The organism is Pelorhabdus sp. sgz311002, assembly GCF_056134285.1.
This window is the reverse complement of the sequence record NZ_JBWBCL010000011.1, coordinates 45,315-66,015: the sequence shown is the minus strand read 5'-3', so window position 1 is coordinate 66,015 and position 20,701 is coordinate 45,315. Positions and strand designations below refer to the sequence as shown.

At 40.6% G+C, this 20,701-nt stretch carries 20 protein-coding genes and 1 tRNA gene; 16 read left to right on the top strand and 5 right to left on the bottom strand.

Annotated features, from left to right (window positions below):
* Positions 1-3 precede the first annotated feature (3 nt).
* From AC0NJP_RS14665 to AC0NJP_RS14655, 3 genes are read right to left on the bottom strand one after another with little or no spacing between them, the layout of a single operon-like run.
* Positions 4-531: a cob(I)yrinic acid a,c-diamide adenosyltransferase gene (locus tag AC0NJP_RS14665; RefSeq protein ID WP_474041105.1), complete on the bottom strand. Its 528-nt coding sequence runs from the start codon at positions 529-531 to the stop codon at positions 4-6.
* Between the two features lie 33 nt (positions 532-564).
* Complete coding sequence (locus tag AC0NJP_RS14660; protein WP_474041106.1) at positions 565-732, bottom strand: hypothetical protein; 168 nt, start codon at positions 730-732, stop codon at positions 565-567.
* A gap of 52 nt (positions 733-784) precedes the next feature.
* Complete coding sequence (locus AC0NJP_RS14655) at positions 785-2,071, bottom strand: methyl-accepting chemotaxis protein (RefSeq protein WP_474041107.1); 1,287 nt, start codon at positions 2,069-2,071, stop codon at positions 785-787.
* 616 nt (positions 2,072-2,687) lie between these two features.
* On the opposite strand from AC0NJP_RS14655, the gene AC0NJP_RS14650 reads away from it, so the two are divergent.
* From AC0NJP_RS14650 to AC0NJP_RS14615, 8 genes are all read left to right on the top strand, one after another.
* Entirely contained in the window at positions 2,688-4,091 is a 1,404-nt protein-coding gene (locus tag AC0NJP_RS14650; protein ID WP_474041108.1) for an FAD-binding oxidoreductase, read from the top strand.
* 58 nt (positions 4,092-4,149) lie between these two features.
* Positions 4,150-4,326, top strand: a complete 177-nt coding sequence (locus AC0NJP_RS14645; protein ID WP_474041112.1) for a 4Fe-4S binding protein — start codon at positions 4,150-4,152, stop codon at positions 4,324-4,326.
* Between the two features lie 14 nt (positions 4,327-4,340).
* Positions 4,341-5,483, top strand: coding sequence for a 2-oxoacid:acceptor oxidoreductase subunit alpha (locus AC0NJP_RS14640; protein ID WP_474700300.1), 1,143 nt, complete (start codon positions 4,341-4,343; stop codon positions 5,481-5,483).
* 11 nt (positions 5,484-5,494) lie between these two features.
* Positions 5,495-6,313, top strand: coding sequence for a 2-oxoacid:ferredoxin oxidoreductase subunit beta (locus AC0NJP_RS14635; protein WP_474700336.1), 819 nt, complete (start codon positions 5,495-5,497; stop codon positions 6,311-6,313).
* Positions 6,314-6,316: 3 nt separating this feature from the next.
* Complete coding sequence (locus tag AC0NJP_RS14630; RefSeq protein WP_474039727.1) at positions 6,317-6,844, top strand: 2-oxoacid:acceptor oxidoreductase family protein; 528 nt, start codon at positions 6,317-6,319, stop codon at positions 6,842-6,844.
* Between the two features lie 126 nt (positions 6,845-6,970).
* Entirely contained in the window at positions 6,971-8,689 is a 1,719-nt protein-coding gene (locus AC0NJP_RS14625) for a LytS/YhcK type 5TM receptor domain-containing protein (protein ID WP_474700299.1), read from the top strand.
* Positions 8,689-9,444: a LytR/AlgR family response regulator transcription factor gene (locus AC0NJP_RS14620; protein ID WP_474040947.1), complete on the top strand. Its 756-nt coding sequence runs from the start codon at positions 8,689-8,691 to the stop codon at positions 9,442-9,444. Before AC0NJP_RS14625 ends, AC0NJP_RS14620 begins: the two co-directional genes overlap by 1 nt.
* Before the next feature lie 129 nt (positions 9,445-9,573).
* Positions 9,574-10,824, top strand: a complete 1,251-nt coding sequence (locus AC0NJP_RS14615; protein WP_474700298.1) for a nickel pincer cofactor-dependent isomerase, group 22 — start codon at positions 9,574-9,576, stop codon at positions 10,822-10,824.
* 148 nt (positions 10,825-10,972) lie between these two features.
* Here the strand turns inward: AC0NJP_RS14615 and AC0NJP_RS14610 are convergent, their stop codons facing one another.
* A complete protein-coding gene (locus AC0NJP_RS14610) occupies positions 10,973-12,574 on the bottom strand; it encodes a bifunctional metallophosphatase/5'-nucleotidase (RefSeq protein ID WP_474700297.1) in 1,602 nt (533 codons plus the stop codon).
* A gap of 24 nt (positions 12,575-12,598) precedes the next feature.
* On the bottom strand, positions 12,599-13,063 hold the full coding sequence (locus tag AC0NJP_RS14605) for a hypothetical protein (RefSeq protein ID WP_474700296.1): 465 nt from the start codon (positions 13,061-13,063) through the stop codon (positions 12,599-12,601).
* A 778-nt stretch (positions 13,064-13,841) separates the two neighbouring features.
* Between AC0NJP_RS14605 and AC0NJP_RS14600 the strand changes: the two genes are divergently transcribed.
* The 8 genes from AC0NJP_RS14600 (at position 13,842) to AC0NJP_RS14565 (ending at position 20,458) form a co-directional block, all read left to right on the top strand.
* Positions 13,842-14,387, top strand: a complete 546-nt coding sequence (locus tag AC0NJP_RS14600; protein ID WP_474700295.1) for a hypothetical protein — start codon at positions 13,842-13,844, stop codon at positions 14,385-14,387.
* Between the two features lie 91 nt (positions 14,388-14,478).
* Positions 14,479-14,554 (top strand) — tRNA-Ala (locus AC0NJP_RS14595).
* 394 nt (positions 14,555-14,948) lie between these two features.
* The gene (locus AC0NJP_RS14590) at positions 14,949-15,368 is read left to right on the top strand and encodes an immunity protein YezG family protein (protein ID WP_474700294.1); all 420 of its coding nucleotides are present in this window, start codon (positions 14,949-14,951) and stop codon (positions 15,366-15,368) included.
* A gap of 483 nt (positions 15,369-15,851) precedes the next feature.
* Positions 15,852-16,496, top strand: a complete 645-nt coding sequence (locus AC0NJP_RS14585; RefSeq protein WP_474700293.1) for a hypothetical protein — start codon at positions 15,852-15,854, stop codon at positions 16,494-16,496.
* Positions 16,497-16,822: 326 nt separating this feature from the next.
* Positions 16,823-17,638 (top strand): hypothetical protein, encoded by an 816-nt coding sequence (locus AC0NJP_RS14580; RefSeq protein WP_474700292.1) that lies wholly within the window; start codon positions 16,823-16,825, stop codon positions 17,636-17,638.
* A 243-nt stretch (positions 17,639-17,881) separates the two neighbouring features.
* A complete protein-coding gene (locus AC0NJP_RS14575) occupies positions 17,882-18,232 on the top strand; it encodes a DUF2019 domain-containing protein (RefSeq protein ID WP_474700291.1) in 351 nt (116 codons plus the stop codon).
* 811 nt (positions 18,233-19,043) lie between these two features.
* Positions 19,044-19,958: a LysR family transcriptional regulator gene (locus tag AC0NJP_RS14570; protein WP_474700290.1), complete on the top strand. Its 915-nt coding sequence runs from the start codon at positions 19,044-19,046 to the stop codon at positions 19,956-19,958.
* Between the two features lie 86 nt (positions 19,959-20,044).
* Complete coding sequence (locus AC0NJP_RS14565) at positions 20,045-20,458, top strand: VOC family protein (RefSeq protein ID WP_474700289.1); 414 nt, start codon at positions 20,045-20,047, stop codon at positions 20,456-20,458.
* Positions 20,459-20,701: the final 243 nt, after the last annotated feature.

Genomic DNA, 20,701 nt, shown 5'->3' with positions numbered 1-20,701 from the left:
AATTTATTTTTTGAACTCGACGAGTTCTTGGGTATCTTCAAGATAACGAGCGAAAATATAGATCAGATCAGAAAGTCGATTTACATATTTAATCAGATAAGGATTGATTGGCTCTAATTCATCGAGCGATAACATGATTCGTTCAGCGCGGCGGCAGACGGTGCGGCATACGTGCAGACTTCCTGAGGCCTGGCTGCTGCCGGGAACAATGAAACGCGGTTCTGGTTTGATTTTTTCTACATATTCGTCAATCCAGCCTTCAAATCGTTTAATTTCTTCGTCACCAAGATGGGATGGATAGTTTTTCCCTTCTGGATCAGCCAATTCTGCCGCTACAGAGAAGAGTTCTTTCTGGACAGTGTGAATTCTTTCCACAATTAATTTATCAGGGATAAAATGCTTGGAAAAGCCCAGCAACGAATTTAATTCATCAATGGTGCCATAGCTATCAACGCGAATACTGTTTTTACGGATACGAGTTCCGTCAAGTAAGCTAGTTGTTCCTTTATCACCAGTACGAGTATAAATCATAGTAAATCCCTCCTTTAGAATCATTGCTTATGCTTAATGTTCCGATATGCGGATACATTCTTTTAAGTAATAAATCAGCGCTTTTCCTTCTTCGGTTAAAATCGTTCCCGAACCTTTGCAGTGTGGACATTCCTGACCGTTTTGCCAGCCTGTACCATCACAAGAAAGACATTTTGTTTCGATTGCTAGTTCTTCGGCCATAAAATTCCTCCTACTAAAAGTATCGTAAAAAACGGGAGAAATCATTACTGTTTTAATAATTAGATTGTTCGACTAAGCGAGACAGGCCCGAAGCCGAGGTGGCCACTTCACTAGCTGCTCGTTCAATTTCCTGGGAATTTCGTGATAAATCATTTACGGAGTTATTTATCGTTTCCAATTGATTGTAATTATTCGAAATGGAACTAGCAATGAGCGTCATACGCTCAGAGCTTTCCGTTACAGCCTGCCCTACTTTTTCCATTGTTGTGGCTTGATCGGCCATACTTGTGACAACTTCTACGGTTGACTCGCTGTTTTGGCGAATTAAATGGGCAATTTCATCAGCGGCTGAGCGGCTTTGTTCGGCAAGCTTACGAACTTCATCGGCTACAACGGCGAAACCGCGACCTGACTCGCCAGCTCTCGCCGCTTCAATGGCGGCATTAAGGGCCAGCAGATTCGTTTGTGAGGCAATGGAGGTGATTGTTTCGATAATATTGCTAACCGATTTTGATGTAGCATCAAGCTGGCTGACCTTTTTCTGGGCATCCATATTTAAATCAATCATTGCAGAAAGCTGTGACAGAGTCGACTTAATGACTTTATCGCCTTCCAGTGCGGTTAGGCGGGTTTGATTGGATTCTTCTTTTGCTTGATGACAGGAATCTTTAATATTCTGGACTGATACAGCCATATGGGAGGCTGAGGCCGTTGTTTGCTCCGCTGCTGACGCTAGGACATGGGAAGAATCTTTCACATGTAATAAGAGTTTATTTTGCTTTTCTAACATGGCTTCTTCCGCTTTAATTTTTTCCTCGAGCTCTAAGGTATGACACTCCGTAAAGGATTTTACCGTTTCTGACTGAATCAGTTGGAGCTGTTGGTCGAAGGCTATCAGGATTTTTTCTAATTCTTTCGGGCTTGATCCATAGGTAGTTAGAATCATAGGGATCAAGATTCGCTTTAAGTTGGATAAGGCTAAAATAAACCACGACACTGGCAATCTAATATCATTATGCTTATTGCCAATTAATCGCATTCTAGCAATATATTCTTCGGTAATATTGCTTTCATAAAGGAGCGGGAGAAACTGATGAAAGGTTTTTTTCAGCCTTTCTACAGTAGAATGATTTTGGATAAATTCTCGGATTGAGGGAACTTCTAAAATCCGCTGGTAAAAACGGTCAGTAATGTCGTTGTGGTGTTGTTCGATAATTGGCTTTAGCGCTGTTAGATAACCTAATAAGTCTTGGTTTGTATCTAAAAAGGCTTTGGTAATGGGATCTTTGCCAGAATAAGATCCTGGCGTGATCGATACGCTTTTTTTCTTTTCAAACATAATCATACCTCCTGATTTCAAAATAATTCGAGGGACCGATTAGTTACGAAAAAAGGAATAAAATATAATTCATAATTATTTTCTTTTATTTTTATTTCTATAAGATAACAGTATTTCCTTGTTTTATATCGATGATTATGGAGAATTTTGTCGGTTCAGAAAAATAAAAAAAGTACTTGTCCTGATAAAAAAGATATGGTAGAATGAACTCGCTAATCAAATAAAAAGGCATAAAGCAGACGGCTTACGATAAAGTTAGTCACACTCCTTTATCAGCAGCCGAATCGTAAGATGCTTTTCTTACTTGTACGAGTTGCATAAAAACAAGTTCATATTTCTTGATTGATAAAAAACTTCCAGCTAAATGCTGGAAGTTTTGGTTTTTAAAGCAAGAAGTATGCATGGGCGAAAAAAAATTGGTATTTATGTATCCATAATAAAACGAATTTTTTTACTGTTTGCAGAACTTGGCTCAGTTGGGCGCCGATTTTTAACAACTGGTCTATTTTTGCGGCAGATTCGTCCCATTTTCAATTACAAAATCTCTGTAACACTTTATAATAGACATAGACACAAAATTGCGTCATGTGTATATGAAGATGAGGAGAGATGGAACATGCAAAAGTACAATAAAGTAACTCCTGAGGTCATTGCGGAACTGAAATCGATTTTGGGTGACAAAAAAGTAATTACTGATCCTGATATCATGGAACCTTATAGCCATGACGAGGTTCCTGACAGTCAATATGCTCATATGCCTGATGTAGTTGTATTGCCAGAAACAACAGAAGAGGTTTCCGCTGTTGTGAAACTGGCTAATAAGTATCTGATTCCTTTAGTACCTCGCGCAGCCGGTACTGGTCTAGCTTGCGGCGTTGTACCGCAACTGGGCGGAATTGTGCTTAGCATTGAAAAAATGAACCGTATTTTAGAAATTAATGAAGACAGCTTGTATGCAGTGATTGAACCAGGTGTTAGAACGGAAGAATTCCAGAAAGAAGTAAAAGGAAAGAATCTTTTCTACGCTGGAGATCCTTGCAGCGGTGATAGTTGCTTTATCGGCGGTAATGTAGCAACAAATGCCGGTGGCAACAAAGCCGTAAAATACGGTACGACAAGACATCAAGTCTATGCCTTGGAAGTCGTTATGCCAAATGGCGAAATTACCACTTTAGGCGGTCGTCTGGAAAAAAACACTACAGGCTACAATTTAGAGCAGCTCATTATTGGTTCAGAAGGTACCTTGGGAATTATTACAAAAATTACTCTTAAATTAAAACCTCTACCGGCGAATATTATCGATCTTTTAGCGATTTTCCCTGACGTAGAATCGGCTATTAATATTGTCGGCAAGATTATCAAAGCTGGCATTACGCCGACTTGCGTGGAGTTTATGGATACGATTACGATTCAAAGCGTAGAGAAATTTTTGAATGAAAAACTGCCGCACAGCGATAATGGCAATTATGTCATTATTCAAGTAGAAGCAGATACAGAAGATCAGCTTGATGAAAAGAGTGTGACCCTCGACGAACTGTGCACCGACAATGGCGCATTGAGCGTTTTGGTAGCTGATCCACAAAAAATCTGGCGGGCCCGCAAGTCCTTTGCGGAAGCGGTACGCCACGAAAGCTTGACAGCAGCAAAAGAAGATATTGTTGTACCGGTAGATCAAATTGCTCCCATGATGCATGAAATCGCTATCTTGCGTGAAAAGTATGGTCTTGTGACTCGTACAGCTAGTCATGCTGGCGATGGCAATATTCACTTGAATATTTTGAAGGGCGATGTGCCTGATGCACAGTGGACGAAGAAAATTGCCGATTTCCAAAATGATCTATATACCGTAGTTTATCGCCTTGGTGGAAAACTCTCTGGTGAACATGGTATTGGTTATAAACGGAAAGGGCTCATGGAACAATTTACGGACCCTGTAGAACTTGCTGCGATGAAAGCAATTAAAAAGGCATTAGATCCTAACTTGATTTTAAATCCCGGTAAAATTTTTGATGTAGAATAAGGGCTTGGCGGCTAAGCCGCCGCCCCCACTTTCTTGGTTGGAGGTGAACAGATTGAAACTGAAGCAAATCATCAACCGTTGTAAAGGCTGTGGGATCTGTGTGGCGTTCTGCCCGAAACAGGTTCTTAAAGTCAATGAAGTAGAAAAAGTGGAAATTGTCGATGAAGCAAGCTGTATCGGCTGCAAACAGTGTGAACTGCGCTGCCCGGATTACGCTATTTTCGTTGAAAAATAAAGGAGTGACTCTCTATGGCAACTGTCCTGATGCAGGGCAACCAAGCTTGCGCAGAAGGCGCTATCGCTGCTGGCGCTCGTTTTTTTGGCGGCTACCCTATCACGCCGTCCACTGAAATTGCCGAATTAATGGCAAAACGCCTCCCTCAGGTAGGCGGCAAGTTTATCCAAATGGAAGATGAAATTTCCGGGATTGGCGTTATTATCGGCGCTTCTTTAGCTGGTAAAAAAGTTCTTACCGCTACTAGCGGCCCTGGTTTTTCTTTAAAACAAGAACTCTTAGGCTATGCAGCAATTGCTGAAGTACCCATCGTGATTGCCAACGTACAGCGGGTAGGTCCTTCGACTGGCCAGCCGACATCTCCGTCACAAGGCGATGTAATGCAAGCTCGCTGGGGAACCCATGGCGATCATCCGATCATTGCGTTAACACCGGCCAGTGTACCAGAATGTTTCAGCCTGACCATTCGTGCTTATGAATTGTCGGAAAAATACCGCGTTCCAGTGATCATGTTAATGGACGAAATAATCGGACATATGCGTGAGCGCATTGATCTTCCGGAAAATTATGACGATATTAAACAGCCGCAGCGCAAACAGCCGACGGAAAAACCGTCGAAAGACTATAAAGCTTATGCAGCCGGCACGAACGATGTTCCGCCGATGCCTGCTTTTGGCGAAGGCTATCGCTTCCATGTAACAGGCCTCATTCATGATGACAGCGGCTTCCCGAACGGTTCTCCAGCGGCTACGGTAGCGCAGATGGATCGCTTGAATAAGAAACTGAGCGATCACTTAGACGATATTGTGACTTACGAAGAATATTGCATGGAAGACGCCGAATATGCCGTAGTGGCTTATGGCGGTACAGCTCGTACAGCTTATGCAGCGATTGACGAAGCTAGAGCCAAAGGCATCAAAGTGGGTCTGTTCCGTCCGATTACAATCTGGCCGTTTGCCCAGAAACAAGTAGAAGAATTAGCGACAAAAGTCAAAGCGATTATTGTCCCTGAATTAAACTGCGGTCAATATGTAGGAGAAGTACAAAAAGCGGTAAATGGCAAAGTGCCAGTGATCTCCTATGCAAAATACAACAACGAAGCGATTACTCCGGCTGAGTTATACGAAGCTCTGGAAAAGCTCGCCAAGGAGGCGTAAGTATGAAAAGCATGGAACAACTTATTGATCAGTATTATCGCCCTCGTCTGCCCCATATTTGGTGCCCTGGCTGCGGTAACGGCGTAGTAACAAGCGCGACCGTAAAAGCAATTGATAAACTGGGCTTAGACCAGGATAAAACAACGATCGTATCAGGGATCGGCTGTTCTTCCCGTGCGTCAGGCTATCTAGATTTTGATACGGTACACAGTGCCCATGGTCGGGCCATTCCTTTTGCAACGGGTGTGAAACTGGCCAATCCGGAACTGAATGTCATCGTTATGACTGGTGACGGCGATGCTACGGCCATCGGCGGCAATCACTTCATTCATGCGGCACGCCGCAACATTAACTTGACAGTCGTTCTGTTCAACAACAACATCTATGGCATGACAGGCGGTCAGTATTCCCCGTTGACGCCAACCCATAGTAAAGCCACTACTGCGCCTTATGGCACGATTGAACGGAGCTTTAATGTAGTAGAATTAGCGAAAGCCGCTGGCGCTACCTTCGTTGGTCGCGGTACGACTTTCCATGCGCAGCAGCTTTCGGATCTCATTGCCGAAGCCATTGCCCATGACGGTTTCTCCTTAGTAGAAGCGGTAACGGCTTGCCCAATTGGCTTTGGTCGTCAGAACAAACGCGGCGACGGCGCTGCGATGATGAAATGGCAGAGAGACCATGCCGTAACAGCGGGTCAGGCTGCTAAGATGACGGAAGAACAGCTTGCCGACAAGTTTATTATCGGTGTACTTCATAAAGCGGAAGCGCCGGAATATACGAAACAATATGACCTGATCATTGACCAGGCCCAGAAAGGGGCGAAATAAGAGATGCAGCAGCTACGATTATCAGGAACAGGCGGACAAGGTCTGATCCTAGGCGGAATTATATTAGCAGAAGCAGCCCTTCGCGATGGGAAACTGGCAGTACAATCCCAGTCCTATGGACCGGAAGCGCGCGGCGGTTCGAGTAAATCGGAAGTATTGATTTCGGAAAAACCGATTCACTTCCCGAAAATTACCGTGCCCAATCTGGTACTCGCTATGAGCCAGGAAGCTTGTAAGAAATATACAGGCGATTTAACGGAAGAAGGCATTTTGATTACAGACAGCCTGTTTGTAACGGAATTGCCGCAGAAACAGTATAAAAAAGTCTATGAACTGCCGATCACCCATACAGCCCAGGAAGGTTTAGGCAAAGTATTGTTTGCTAATATCGTTGCACTTGGCGCTATGACGGCGATTACGAATGTCGTAACGAAAGAATCCTTAGTGAAAGCGGTTCTATCGCGTGTACCAAAAGGAACGGAAGCGCTGAATGAAAAAGCCATTGAACTTGGCTTTGCTTTGATTAAATAAAATTGCAGATAAATGTTTATTTCCCCAAAAGCAGGAGAGTCTGAAGGATTCTCCTGCTTTTTTACAGAAAAAAGTATTTTGATTATTCTTACTCATCATGATATGCCGCAATAAAGAGGTGTAGGCGTGTTTTTTTATCCAGATTTAGTTTTGAATATTTTATATCATACGTCGCTGATCGGTATAGTTGGCTACCTTCTCACGCGGTTTCCCTTAATTCGCCGCACTGTGACGCGCTCTGAATATCGTCTGCAAGATAAGGTGATGCTAGGCTTTATTTTTGGCGGTATTTCTATTCTTGGTACGTGGATGGGGATTCCTGTTCTCGGTTCAAGCGCCAACCAGCGTATTGTGGGACCGATTGCCGGCGGGCTTTTGGGCGGACCGCTTGTCGGATTTATTGCTGGGGCCCTTGGCGCTTTTGTGCGGTATTTTATTGGCGGTTTTACCATGTGGCCGGCTGTCTGGTCGAATATTTTGGCCGGACTAATTAGTGGCTTCGTTTATATTATCTATAAACAGGAGCGCATGACAGTTAAAACGGTTTTAGCTACGGCGCTTATCTGCGAACTTTTGCTAAAATTTATGATCATTACCTTATCAGAATCCTTTGAGGCGGCTGTGGCCTTGGAACAAGCGATTGCTCTGCCGACAATTCTTGCCAATTGCTCTGCTGTTGTATTTTTTTGCTATATTGTGGGCGATGTGTTTCGCGAACAAGATAAGGCTCAGGCTTTATCGGTACAAAAATCACTGCGAATGATTCGGCAAACCACTAGCTTTTTGCAAAAAGGTTTAAACGAGCATACAGCGGCGGAAATTGCCCAGATTATTTATCATGAAACCCAGGCAGCGGCCATCAGTATTACTGACGATAAGAAAGTCCTCGCTTTTATTGGCGAAGGGGCTGATCATCATGCTGTAGGAACTCCGATTATTACGGCAGCGACGAAGCGGGCCATTGAGAGGCGGCAGACGGTAATCACTAGCGGCCGTCAAGAGATCGGCTGTCCCCATCAAGGTTGCATGCTTACTGCGGTCATTGATGCACCGCTTTTAGTGGGAGAGCAGCTTCTTGGCACAATTAAGCTCTATAAAATCAATTATGAGACGATTTCTTATTTTGAACGAGAAGTCATTCAGGGAATTGCTGATTTTCTCGGCCCATTATTGGCTCAGCAGAAGCTCGCGGAAAAACAGCAATTGTTACTGCAGACCGAGTATAATATGCTTAAGGCTCAGATTAATCCCCATTTCTTCTTTAATACTTTGGGAACAGTACAAGCGCTGGTTTTGGCTGATCCCAAGACAGCCAGTGCTTTGATTAAAGACTTAGCTCAATTGCTGCGTCGCATGCTAAAACGCGGCCAGGAAATTGTTACTTTAGGCGAGGAATTAGAAACTGTTTCGCATTATAGCCGCATTGAGAAGGTTCGTTTTGGCTCTAGACTGGAGATTGTCATCAGTATATCAGAAGAGTTACTGAGTCATCCTGTGCCCGTTTTTTCATTGCAGCCTCTTGTTGAAAATGCCATTCGCCACGGATTAAGCCGCAAAAAAGGCGGCGGTCAAGTTGAGATTAAAGCGTGGCCGGAAGGTAAGTTTTTATATGTACAGGTCCAGGATAATGGCGTAGGTATAGCCAAAGAGACGTTACAGTCTTTTGAGCAAGGCGAGATGGTGCTGCCTTCTTCTAGCGGTACAGGGATTGGTTTACAGAATGTGAATAAACGGTTACAGTCGCTTTATGGCGCTGAATATGGTTTAGCGATTACCAGCCAAATTGATGCAGGGACGACAGTGACTGTTTGTTTACCTTATATGATTACAAGGGGGAATCCATAATGAAAGCGCTTACGGCTGTAGTTGTTGATGATGAAGCTGTTATGGCTGATTTGCTCCGTCGTATCTTAGAGGAAAACTGCAATACTCAGGTTCTTGGCATTGGCTATGATGGCGATGAGGCTTTGACTTTAGTAGAGAAATTTAAGCCTGATTTACTCTTTCTGGATATTCAGATGCCGGGACAAAGTGGTTTAGAAATTGCGGCTCAATTAGCAAAAGCGACGGACAGCCCTTTGATTGTTTTTGTGACAGCTTATGATGACTATTCGCTACAAGCCTTTTCAGTGAATGCGCTTGATTATGTATTAAAGCCTTTTGACGAAGAAGATATTCAAAGGGTTCTGCAAAAAATCCGCAAGCTCTATTTTAAAAGTATTCTGATTGATAACCGCAGCCGCAAGCAGCAGTCTGTGCCTTATATTAAAAGGCTGGGCGTTACGGCTAATGAGAAAACAACGATTCTTGACGTAGAAAAGATTCAGTTTATCTGTGCAGAAAACCGTGAAGTGTTTCTGCAGACTGTAGATGGTGATAAATATTATACAAAGTATTCCTTGCAGGAGTTTGAGCAGAAGCTTGATCCTGCCAGCTTCTTTCGCTGTCATCGCAATTATATTGTCAATATGAATGAGGTACGGGAAATTGCATCATGGTTCAATCGCGGTTATTTGTTGAAGCTGGGCGGTGCTAAAGGAGCAGAGATTCCTGTGAGCAGAGCCAATACGAAGCGTCTTGAATTCTATGTGAACTTATAACGAGTCTTGCGTGAATAAACGACCGCTTTGTGGTTGCTTTTGGCTGATTCAGTGAAAATTTTGCCACAAAAATCAAAAAAATTATTATAATAAGGCTAAGATGAGATTGTGATGAGGGGAGATAAGTCGATGAATTTGCCTACGATGTATCGCGTAAAACAGGTTTTCTCACGTCCCTTAGTGAACGATTTGCCAAAAACGGTAGCAGAAGAACTAGAAAAACTCAATTTGACTGTCAAAATTAAACCAGGACAAAAAATTGGAATTACGGCGGGCAGCCGTGGCATACAAAATTTGCTGCCACTACTCAAACTGACAATTGATTTTGTGCGGGCCTTAGGCGGCGAACCTTATTTGCTTGCCGCGATGGGAAGCCATGGCGGCGGTACGGCGGCAGGGCAAAAAGAAATGCTCGATGGCCTCGGTATTACGGAAGAAGCTCTTGGGGCGCCTGTTCTGACTTGTGCTGAATCGAAGCTCATTGCCCGTACGGTAAGCGGCCTTGCTACGTATATGCTGGAGTCTGCTTTGTCTATGGATGGTATTATCGTCGTAAACCGCGTCAAAACCCATACTTCCTTTAAAGGAACTGTAGAGAGCGGTCTCATAAAAAAACTCGTTGTCGGCCTGGGAGGCCCGAAAGGCGCCCAGCAGTTCCATAGTTTTGGCCCGGCGGAATTGCCGCGGCTCTTAACCGAAATCGGTCAAGTAATTTTAGATCATGTACCTGTTCTCGGCGGTCTGGCTATTGTGGAAAATGCCTATGAAGAAACAGCGCTTATTCAAGGGATTGATCGGGAAAATATGATTGAAACAGAAAGTAAAGTTCTTGAATACTCGAAATCGCTTATGCCTGCTTTACCAGTTTCCGAGCTGGATCTATTAATTATTCAGGAAATGGGAAAAAATTTTAGTGGTACAGGCATTGATACGAATATTATTGGCCGGGCTCGGATTCATGGTGTGGCCGAGCCGGAGTCGCCGTCGATTCAGCGTATCGCCGTACTTGATTTGTCGGAAGAGTCCCATGGAAATGCCACCGGCGTGGGGATGGCTGATTTTGTGACGGAAAAATTAGTGCAAAAAATGGATCGACCGAAAACGTATCTTAATTGTCTTACAAGCACTTTTGTCGTGCGAGCGGCCATACCGATGTATTTTGCTACCGAAGAAAAAGTGATGGAAGCAGCACTCTATAGTTTATCCGGTATTGAACCGGAAAAACTTCGCCTAGTCATTATCCCTAATACGCTATTCTTGTCAGAGTGTTTTGTATCGGCAGCGATTGTGCCAGAACTTTCGGAACGGTCCGATATAATCATTGGGGAAACATATCCCCTTACTTTTGATCAGGACGGAAATATAGCGCTTCGTATTTAGTATTTTTGAAATCTTAACTTGTAGATAACTCGCCAGGTAGTAGATCGAGCGAGTTCTATTTAGCTAATCAAAAAAGAAACGGCAGTCTCATCAACAAAGTATGAGACTGCCGTTTTTTCGTATTCTTATTTATTTATCTATCGAGGTGTTATTTATTATTATCTAGCGGATTATTTAGCAAGGTGAAGCGTTCATCATCGGTTACGGTGAGCGGCTGCTTTTGCTGCAATTGGTCAATCAAAATATCTTGTACATCAATCCCTGTATCTTCGCGATTTCTAGCGGTAGTAAAGCAGGGATAGCCGTCGCCGCCGCTGGCCAGAAAATCATTCGTAACTACTTTATAAAACTTATCGGAATCAAGGGGGCTACCATCGGCGAGGGTTGCTGAGATAATTCGTTCATTCGGCTCCTGGGCAGTATCATAGACGACAGTAAGCCCTGAGAATTGAAGCATGCCTACCTTTGGGTTTAGGATGCCATAACTGAGAATTTGGCGAATTTCTCTGCCGGTAAGCTCCATGGTACTTAACGTATTATGGAAAGGAAGAACTTCATAAAGATTGCCTAAAGTAATCGGTCCAGTAGCGAAACTGGCGCGGAGACCGCCGCCATTTTGAAAGGCCACATCTGCTCCGGTCGCCTGGCGCATGGCATCAGTGACCCATTGTCCCATAAGTGATACGCTGGGATGATACCGTTCGTGGACCATCGGGGCGCCAATTTGGCCGATGACTTGTTTTTTCGTTGCCGCTATCTGCGCTTCATAGGTGCGAACAATGGTTTTTACAGTAGGATCAGGCGTGAGGGAGAGTTTAGTGAGATCAAACGTTTCTTCTTGGGCGGCAACGACTCGTTTTTCTTTTTTCGAATAGGTGAGCCGAATTTCTCCTACATGTTGGCCGCGATAGCCTGCTTGGACTATGGGAATCTCATTGACGTTGCCAGCGACAACGAGATGCGTATGACCTGTTACGATGGCGGCCACAGCGTTTTTAGGCAGTGCATTCGCCAGATCAGCCGCCTCGCCAGTAATTCTTCCCGTATTGTCTTGAACGCTGCCAATATGGCCTAATAGGATCACAAGATCGGCTCCGGACTGTTTGATGGCTGGCAGTAGATTCTTTACCGTCGTAGCGGGATTTTCAAAGGAGTAGTCTTTTACGATGCGCGGATTGGTTTTGGTTGTTGTTTCTGGTGTGGTCAGCGGAATAATAGCAATTTTCAAGTGATCTTTTGTTACAATCATAAAAGGCTGCTTTGTGTTAGGGTAAGGCAGAGCAAAGGCGGGAATTTCTTCTTGCAATCTAATATTGGCGCCGCCCCAAGGAAAGCGAGAGTTTTCTTTTAGTTTCGTTAAAGCAGGTATTCCCCAGTCAAATTCATGATTGCCAATGGATAGTGCATCAAAGGCAAGAGCATTCATCATGGCTAGGACCGGTTTGCCATAAAGCAGGTTGGAATCAACTGTTCCTTGGAACATGTCACCAGCCGATAGCAGCAGTGTACCTGTTGGATTTTTAGCGCGTTCTTGCTGAATAAATGTAGCTAATCCAGCGGCGCCTGGATCTTTGCCAGGACCTTTATTGGCAAGGGCGCCGTGAAAATCATTTACAGAAAGGATCGTTAAGTATACTTGTTCCTGATCTTCCGAAGCCAAGACCAGACTATTGATGGAGAGCAGTAAAATGGTAAGGAATGTTAGCAGGAGCGGCCGAAAAGAACAAAGCAATACCTTTGATTTTTGCAAAGTTAGAACCTCCCGAGGTTACGGTTAGAATTTATTTTTTAAGAAGACTTGTTTGGATGTTGTTACATTTACACTTTGATCACCGTCTTGATCCAACTTAATTTCTACGGTCTGATTATGAACGGAAACATTTGGTGAGACGTGATATTCTTGTTTTTTAGGCTGTTTAATTGAGTAGTCGTAGTCTGATAAATTGGGTGATGGAGCTGGTTTATTAAAATTTTTATTTAGCTGAGGCTGAAATGTTTCTGCTTTTTCTTCGCTTGGTTCTTCTAAACTTGGTGATTTTTGCGATACTGAAGCATCAGATGGTGCTTTTTCGCTTGTTTTGACTGGTACCCCAGTGGGGGGCGGCGGTGCGGTCGGATAAACAACTGCTTCTTCCTTGGCAGCTGCGGGTGGCTCGTTTGGCGTGAGTAACATATAAGAAGCGGCTCCTGTTATCAAAGCGACTGAGGCGGCGAGTGCGACAGTGAAAGATTTGCGCATTATCTTTCTCCTTTCTAGCACGAGCTTTTTTATTAGCTCTTGCTTTATTCTCCAGAAAAGGAAACGTTCCTTTTTGATTGGATAAAATCATTCTAAATTATATATCGTAGAAAGAGATGTTAAGACTTATTCATTAGAATAATAAATTCTAATGAATAATATGTATTATGAATACACATAACTTTTCTATTGCTAAAGGTAGATAGACGCTATATAATAAAGACAAGTAGAAGATAATAATAACTACTTACGAAAGCGACTTAGATTGAGAGGGGTGAGTCCAATGGGACAGGATGTTGAAATAGAACAGCCGGAATCCAAGGGGGTTGATCCATTGAATCTCTCAGCTAAACCGGTGACAACTGAATAGATTTCAACAATGGCGTTTTCATGAAAACGACAGTAACTACGATCCATATCGTAGATAGAAAGAATAAAGAGAAATGCGAGAGCATTTCTCTTTTTATTTTATCTACGAAAGAATAAATTTCAAAGTCTGGCAGTTAAGTAAAAAGCGAACAAACTATCGCCATGTGGATAACGAAGCAAGTTTTATCGACTGAATTTGTGGATAAATGATGCGAATAAAAGAATTAGGCTTGTTTAAATGTGGATAACTCTGTTGATAAGGTGTTGAAATGGTGTATAACTTTGTTTTTTCTCTTTGTCATAATTTTGTCATAGAAATAAAGTATGATACATACAAAGATAAGTTGTGGTTAAAGCTTATCGAAAAAAGTATAAAATATTGTCAAGGATGACAAGGAGGTACATAATTATGAAAAAAACAATTATGGCTATTGTAACAGGGACTCTTTTAACAGCTGTTCCGGTATTTGCTGCTCCATTAAGTGATGTACAAGAAGGGCAAACTGTACTTGGCTACAATCATTATAATTTAGATCAAAACGGTAATTCTGTGAAGGATGATAGCTTTTATTTGGAAGCCGGCGTTGCTCCCAAGATAATTGTTGGCGTGGAACGAAATGGTTATGCGTTTCCCAACAATTATGATGCAAAGACAACTGATGTTTATGCACAATATAAAGTAAATGACAATGTTCGTTTGATTGCTGGTAACCGTGATTTCAGCAATGGCGGCGGCGACAAATTCTTTTATGGAGTGGGTCTGTCAGCCAATTTAGCACAAAATGTAGATGGCTATGTATCGGCTACCACAAATAGCCGTTATACGGAATGGCAGACTGGTGTCAATTATAATATGGACAATCAGACAACTTTGAATGTAGGGTATAAGTCTTATAAAGAAGATGGCAGCTCGCGGCTGGATGGAGTCGGCTTCGGCATTAGCCATAAATTCTAAGAAGAAAGCAGGCCTAGAGCCTGCTTTTTTCTTGTAGTCTTTAAAAAATTGGGAATTTGTGTTATACTAAACACGTTATTAAAATTTTTGTGGGGGCGTAGCTCAGATGGGAGAGCGTTTGGCTCGCATTCAAAAGGTCAGGGGTTCGATCCCCCTCGTCTCCACCACTAAAACCTATGCTGCTCGGGGCTTTCAAGCCTCGGGCAATTTTTGTTTATGTAACCTTGTCCCTTATACTGTCCCTTACGAACAATTTTCGCGGATAGTGTGCCACGTGTTGCGGCCACACTTCCACATGATCAGAAAGCCAGTGTCAATACGGTAGCAAGAATTATGGGTGAAAATCGATGGCATTCAAAAACAATGAAGCAGTATTAGGAGGGAGTACAAATTATTATAATATACTTGGAAGAACGCATTGGGGGAAGGAAAAGAAGTTAAGGTTAATATTGAGCTGATTTATCAATGAAATTCAATGAGGCCCTCTAAATTTAAAGTAGATTATACTATTGATGGTAAGGCGTATTCTGAGCGAATTTCGAACTAAAAGGGGGAAAACTAGTGGATAATAGAGGAATGAAACAGTTATTTCAAAAAATAGCGGAATCGTTAATCAATATTATTCCGGATGATTGGGATAAAATTTATTTGTATGCGGAAATAAGAGATGGATATGAAAAAGTATTCTTTTATTATTATACAGAAGAAAGTAGTTCCTCTGTATATAGTCTTGACATTACGGATAAACATAATATTGATAAAAGAGAGTTTGATGAAAGGGAAAATGATTTATATGATTGCTTTAGGGAATTATATAAAAATTTTAAAGTACAGGGACAGGAACCATGGACAAATCTTACATTTATTTTAGACAGTACAGGAAAAATGAAGATTGACTATGGCTATGAAGATATTTCTCAAATAAGTTCAGTAGAAAAGCAAGAAAAATGGGAATCTAAATATTTATTATGTAGGAATTAATAACTACAATGCTTATGTGGCAATAAACGAGATAAGTGGACGTGAAAAATCTGCTGACCTAAATAACTAAAATCAGAAATGAAGAAAAAGTCTGTAAATAAAAGATGCGGGTCTTCTATGATAAAATCATGTGACTAAAAGGTATATCAATGATTATTGATAGGTGTAACGAGTGTAAAATTAATGTCGCGACGGTCACGTTACACTTATCAAAGGTTTTTTGAATCAGACACTTTAATATAGTAATCAAATTAAATAATCAGAGTCACCATAATTATTGCAGTAGGAACAGGTTTAACCAGTACAATAGATATGGTAAGGGGAAATTTTACTACAAAAACATTAAAACAGTTGAAGTAAGTAGTTCCGATTGTAAAATGAGAATACAAAAACCGAAGCAACTTAGAAAATTTTAAGGCGATGATTTTTGGATTAGTGATTTATATTCAACATTTAAGCCATTAGATCTGAGGTGATTAGGCGATGAAAGTCAAATATATAGATTCAACCGAGATGGTACAAAATTTAACGCTAAATAAAAAATATATAGTTTTTGCCATTGAATTTAGTAATAATTTAGCTGATTCAGGAGAATTTATTAAATTTTGTTTGCAGAATGATAGCGGAAGTATAGTTCCTTACTCTGCAAAATTATTTGAAGTTGTAGCAGATAAATTAAGTTCCGAATGGATTTTTAATCATAAGAGAATAAATAATTATTGGATTTTACCAAAAGAAATATCTTATAATTCTTTCTGGGAAGACTTTTATAACGATGAGATTATTGCACGAAAAAAATTCAATCATGTTAAGGAAATACTCTACTTGGACGAATTAGAAGATGATGAATTAAAAGATATCTTTGATAGTAATAAGGAAGATGAGATTGAATTTATCCTAAATCTTTTAATGAAAGAAAAATGCGTTAAGTATGTAAATATTGTTATTAATTATGCCTTAACAGAATTGAGTGGCTACAGAAAAAATAGTACGTTGATTGCTGCTTTTAAATATCTTAGTAATTTTAAACAAAAAGAAGTGGATGATTTTTATATAGAATACTTAACCAATATAGAAAAAGGCAGTGACGAACTAACAGAAATTATTAATGCTTATTTTCAAGATTAAACGATTCGTGAGGTCGGTTATGTCTTGACTGGTAAAAAAGGAAAAAGGTAGAGGGGAATTCAGTGAAGATCTAACTCTTGGTCCATCTCGAAAGTTGTTGTTTCACCTCGTACAATTTTTTTCATAACCTGTTTTTTAAATTCTCGGTCATACTTTGGGTTGATCATTTTGAATACCTCTGTTTTCTTCTATCGTATGAGGCATTCTCCATGTTTATCAAATCTGGTTAAGGTTATAGACGGTAAAATGGTTTTAAAAGCTAATGTTGAGTATGCTACGAATGAAGGCTACAAATATGTAACTGATAGTATAGTAAAGGCGGTTTAATGATGGCAAAAAAAATCAAACTATACCGTGGGGATGTTTTAGAGGTGGCTTTAGATGATGATGGTTTTAGAGGATACCTTGTATTTCTTGATGTACACAAAAATTGGAAAAGTTCTTTATTTGGTTTAATTGCTGTTGAACCAAGACAAGAAGGATACAAAATAGAAGAATTAATTGGACGAGAGTATGTTGCACAACTTATGGTTTTTGTTGATCCGAAATGGCCTAAAATCGGTACATTATTATTACCGGATAACTTTGTGTGGCCTGATTTATATAGTAAGAGCCTTACACATAAGGGGAAAATTTTTGTGTACAAATATGGAGAAGGTGAGCCTTACAAGGAAATTAATGAAGGTGATGATCTAGGAAATGCTCAGCCGCGTGATATATATTATTCAGGTGCGTTAACAACATATTATCGAAGGTCTCTTCGCAAGCATGGTCTATATAATAAACCTGAACCTTTACCAAAGCCAACAACACCGATGACAGAAGCTGGAGAAATGTCAAATGCTGGCATATATGGTGATGCATGGTCTTATTATCGAATCCAGGTTCATAAAAAGAAAAGAAGTATGACAGAGGCTACAAAAGCTACTAAACGCAAGTTTTCCGACGAACTTCTTTGCTCCGACACTGCATTACAATTATATTTGGGAATCGCTAAAGCTCAGATAGAATTTGATCATTTATTACCGGAAATAAAGGATGAGGTTCTGAAACGTATCGAAGAAGAAAAAAGTTATCTTGCTAATGAAGAATGGTTATCTAAGCAGGTCGATAAAATTAGGGGAAAGTTTTTAGATAAATAGGGCACATGTTAGGCGGAAGGGGTTATTGACAACCTAAACCGGGTCATGGGGATAAGAGCAGTGTCCCTGGAATATAGGTATATCAGTGTAAAAAAGAACGAGATCCTGGGAAAATCCGTTAAACTCCTTTGATCTCTGGTTTTATAAGACTGTCAATATCTATGGCGGACAGGATATCACGGACGGTGTACTCAAGAAAATAACGGGTAAATAAAACATTCAGAGGGTAAAGGACAATCAACCATGAGAGCATTAGAGAAGATTTTGGAAGAATTTATAGATGCATGCTTGAAGGAGGAAGATTCTCTAAAACGGGGTGGCTCTAAAACGGGAAATAAACAATATCGTATAATCCAGGGAATTAGACGTGATTTGAGAGAGAATCCTATTTATGGGTTAGAAAAATTAATTCCTTTTTTAGAACATCCAAGTGCAAATGTTAGGTTGAATACCGCATTTACTTTAATCCCAATATTACCAGAACAAGCAAGAGCGGTGTTGCAGGTATTGGCAGCCGGTAGAGGAACAATTGCATTTACTGCAGAAATGACTTTGTCCGAATGGGAAAAAGGGAATTTAAAGTTTGATTTTTAGATATTAATATAAAAAAATGAGGGCAACGGATAATCAATCATCCGTTACCCTCTGTTTTTATATTAGTGACTTCTGGTAATATAAAATCATAGTGGCCAAAGTCTAGGAGACGAAAATATAGGGGTGACTGCGGTATAAACAAAATACAATTGCAAGCAAGGCTGACTATTGGAAACATTAGACAAGATATGTACTCACTTAAGGGTGGTTTTCCAAATGAAGCGTATTGCCTTTCTGAAGTGAATAGTAAATGGGAAGTATATTATAGTGAGCGAGGAAATAAAAATGAGTTAAAAGTATTCGAAGACGAAGAAGAAGCTTGCGAATATTTTTATGATTGGATGACACGAGTTTTAAAAAATATGAGGTTGATATAGGCATCCTTTTCATAGATGAAGCAAAGTCATTGGAAGAAAAAATCTGCTGACCTGGCTTCGGCGTTAGTATGGGCAGGTTGATGGGAAATATTTAGCTCTCGGAACTGCAGGGCAATCGATAAAGTAACAATGGCGGCGTGAATGGTTCATTCACTATAGGAAAAACTGACTCTAAAGGAAAAGCACAAAACTATTTACAGACCCGAGACATGTTTATCTATTTTCGGCCAGATTATGATTCTGTTTTATAATATAAAGGTGTTATAAATTATATTATGCGTTTACTTATTGGCCAGATTATGATTCTTTTATCGGCCAAGATATGATTCTAGTCACAATATCTCAGAACCCTTTTTGTATATTAAACTAGAAACATAGTAGGATCATTCATTATATTGAGATCAGAAAGTATAGCGTAAAAGGATGGGGAATCAATGGATACGATGCATCTGGAGTATTTTATCGAAGTGGCCCGCCAAAAAAATTTTAGTAAAGCTGCAGAAATACTGCATATATCTCAACCATCTGTCAGTAAAGCAATCAAAGATTTAGAAACTCAGTTGGGAGTAACCTTGTTTTATCGCAATACAAAATTTGTTGAATTGACTGATTCCGGTAGAGCCATTCTGGAGCAAGCGCAGCAGATCGTATCTTCTGTTCATAATATTACGGCTCGCTTAGATGGTCTGACTAAATTGCAGTCTGGTAAAATCCATATTGGTTTGCCACCTATAACTGGGATCACTCCTTTTTCTAAACTGCTCGGATTATTCAAACAAGAATATCCCAATATAACGATCCAGTTATTTGAATATGGAGCAAAAAAGATTGAGCCTGCAATCAATGATGGGCTCTTGGATTTTGGCATTAGTATTCCGCCGGAAGATAGCAGCACCTTTGAACGAATTAGTTTTTCCTGGGATTCACTTCAGATCATTATGAATCAAGACAATCCTTTATCACACGATAAGGTAATTGACTTTGCTACGCTGCGGGAAGAACAATTTATATTGTATGATCAGGATTTTAAACTTCATGATAAGATTATTGCGCGTTGTAAAGAAGCCGGATTTTATCCTAAGATTGTATTTGAAACAGGACAACGTGAGTTAATGGTTCAAATGGTTGCTGCGAATTTAGGTATAGCCTTGCTCCCTAGTGCGATATGTAAAGCGTTTGATAGCAAGGCAGTTATTTCACGTTCCTTTAATGATTCACAGATCTATTTGGAATTGGCGTTAGTTTGGAAACGAGAACGGTATCTTTCTCATGCTGTTCGTGAATTCTTCAAATTTGCTAAGGCTTTTTTTGCCGCAGAATCATCAGCTCCTTACTTATTCAAAATCTAAATACACTGAATTATATATAAGAATTTCACTTTTCAGTCTTAATTCAGTATAATTCAAAGCAAAAGTGGTAGAGGAGCTGGCTTACTATGAAACCAATGAGACTGCATCATGTGGGGATCGTTCTTCCTACAGTAGAAAAAGCGCATAGCCTAATGGAGAAAATTGGTTTAGAAGTGGATTATACCGGATTTGTTGAAGCTTATCATGCGGATTTGATTTTTACGAAATATAAAGAGAATGAGAGTCCTCTCGAGTTCATTATTCCGAAAGAAGGGGTTCTTACCGAGTTTAATAATGGCAAAGGCGGCATTGCTCATTTGGCTTTTGAAGTGGATGATGTGGAGGCCGTACGTCAAGAATTTGAAGCAAAAGGTTTAGGTATGCTTGAACAGCATGCTGTGCAAGGAACTAGCGATATTATCGTCAATTTCGTCCGCCCGAAGCATACGGAAGGCATTTTAGTTGAATTTGTCCAGACTGTCGGAGAAATTAAACGGTAACGAATCGTACGTGGTCGTATTTATTGTGGTTATTCCCTCTATAGGACTTATAATGATTGATGTGATAGGAAGCAGAAAATGGCTGGATGGCCAGGCTCTGCTTCTTTTTTATTGCAGACTGCGATGAATTTTACACCTAAAACAAGAAACTATTAATTTTTAACTGGATAACGTTTTCCGCTAGCAATATCAAATTTAGGTTTATTTCAATAAAGAATTTAAATAAAAAAATGTAGTTTTTCG

Excerpts from the sequence above, each read along its gene's own strand:
- AC0NJP_RS14605 (WP_474700296.1), bottom strand. The coding sequence starts at position 13,063 with ATGCGCAAATCTTTCACTGTCGCACTCGCCGCCTCAGTCGCTTTGATA.
- AC0NJP_RS14580 (WP_474700292.1), top strand. The coding sequence starts at position 16,823 with ATGATGGCAAAAAAAATCAAACTATACCGTGGGGATGTTTTAGAGGTG.
- AC0NJP_RS14665 (WP_474041105.1), bottom strand. The coding sequence starts at position 531 with ATGATTTATACTCGTACTGGTGATAAAGGAACAACTAGCTTACTTGAC.
- AC0NJP_RS14640 (WP_474700300.1), top strand. The coding sequence starts at position 4,341 with ATGGCAACTGTCCTGATGCAGGGCAACCAAGCTTGCGCAGAAGGCGCT.
- AC0NJP_RS14655 (WP_474041107.1), bottom strand. The coding sequence starts at position 2,071 with ATGTTTGAAAAGAAAAAAAGCGTATCGATCACGCCAGGATCTTATTCT.
- AC0NJP_RS14570 (WP_474700290.1), top strand. The coding sequence starts at position 19,044 with ATGGATACGATGCATCTGGAGTATTTTATCGAAGTGGCCCGCCAAAAA.
- AC0NJP_RS14635 (WP_474700336.1), top strand. The coding sequence starts at position 5,495 with ATGGAACAACTTATTGATCAGTATTATCGCCCTCGTCTGCCCCATATT.
- AC0NJP_RS14565 (WP_474700289.1), top strand. The coding sequence starts at position 20,045 with ATGAAACCAATGAGACTGCATCATGTGGGGATCGTTCTTCCTACAGTA.
- AC0NJP_RS14630 (WP_474039727.1), top strand. The coding sequence starts at position 6,317 with ATGCAGCAGCTACGATTATCAGGAACAGGCGGACAAGGTCTGATCCTA.
- AC0NJP_RS14660 (WP_474041106.1), bottom strand. The coding sequence starts at position 732 with ATGGCCGAAGAACTAGCAATCGAAACAAAATGTCTTTCTTGTGATGGT.
- AC0NJP_RS14615 (WP_474700298.1), top strand. The coding sequence starts at position 9,574 with ATGAATTTGCCTACGATGTATCGCGTAAAACAGGTTTTCTCACGTCCC.
- AC0NJP_RS14600 (WP_474700295.1), top strand. The coding sequence starts at position 13,842 with ATGAAAAAAACAATTATGGCTATTGTAACAGGGACTCTTTTAACAGCT.
- AC0NJP_RS14585 (WP_474700293.1), top strand. The coding sequence starts at position 15,852 with ATGAAAGTCAAATATATAGATTCAACCGAGATGGTACAAAATTTAACG.
- AC0NJP_RS14620 (WP_474040947.1), top strand. The coding sequence starts at position 8,689 with ATGAAAGCGCTTACGGCTGTAGTTGTTGATGATGAAGCTGTTATGGCT.
- AC0NJP_RS14650 (WP_474041108.1), top strand. The coding sequence starts at position 2,688 with ATGCAAAAGTACAATAAAGTAACTCCTGAGGTCATTGCGGAACTGAAA.
- AC0NJP_RS14575 (WP_474700291.1), top strand. The coding sequence starts at position 17,882 with ATGAGAGCATTAGAGAAGATTTTGGAAGAATTTATAGATGCATGCTTG.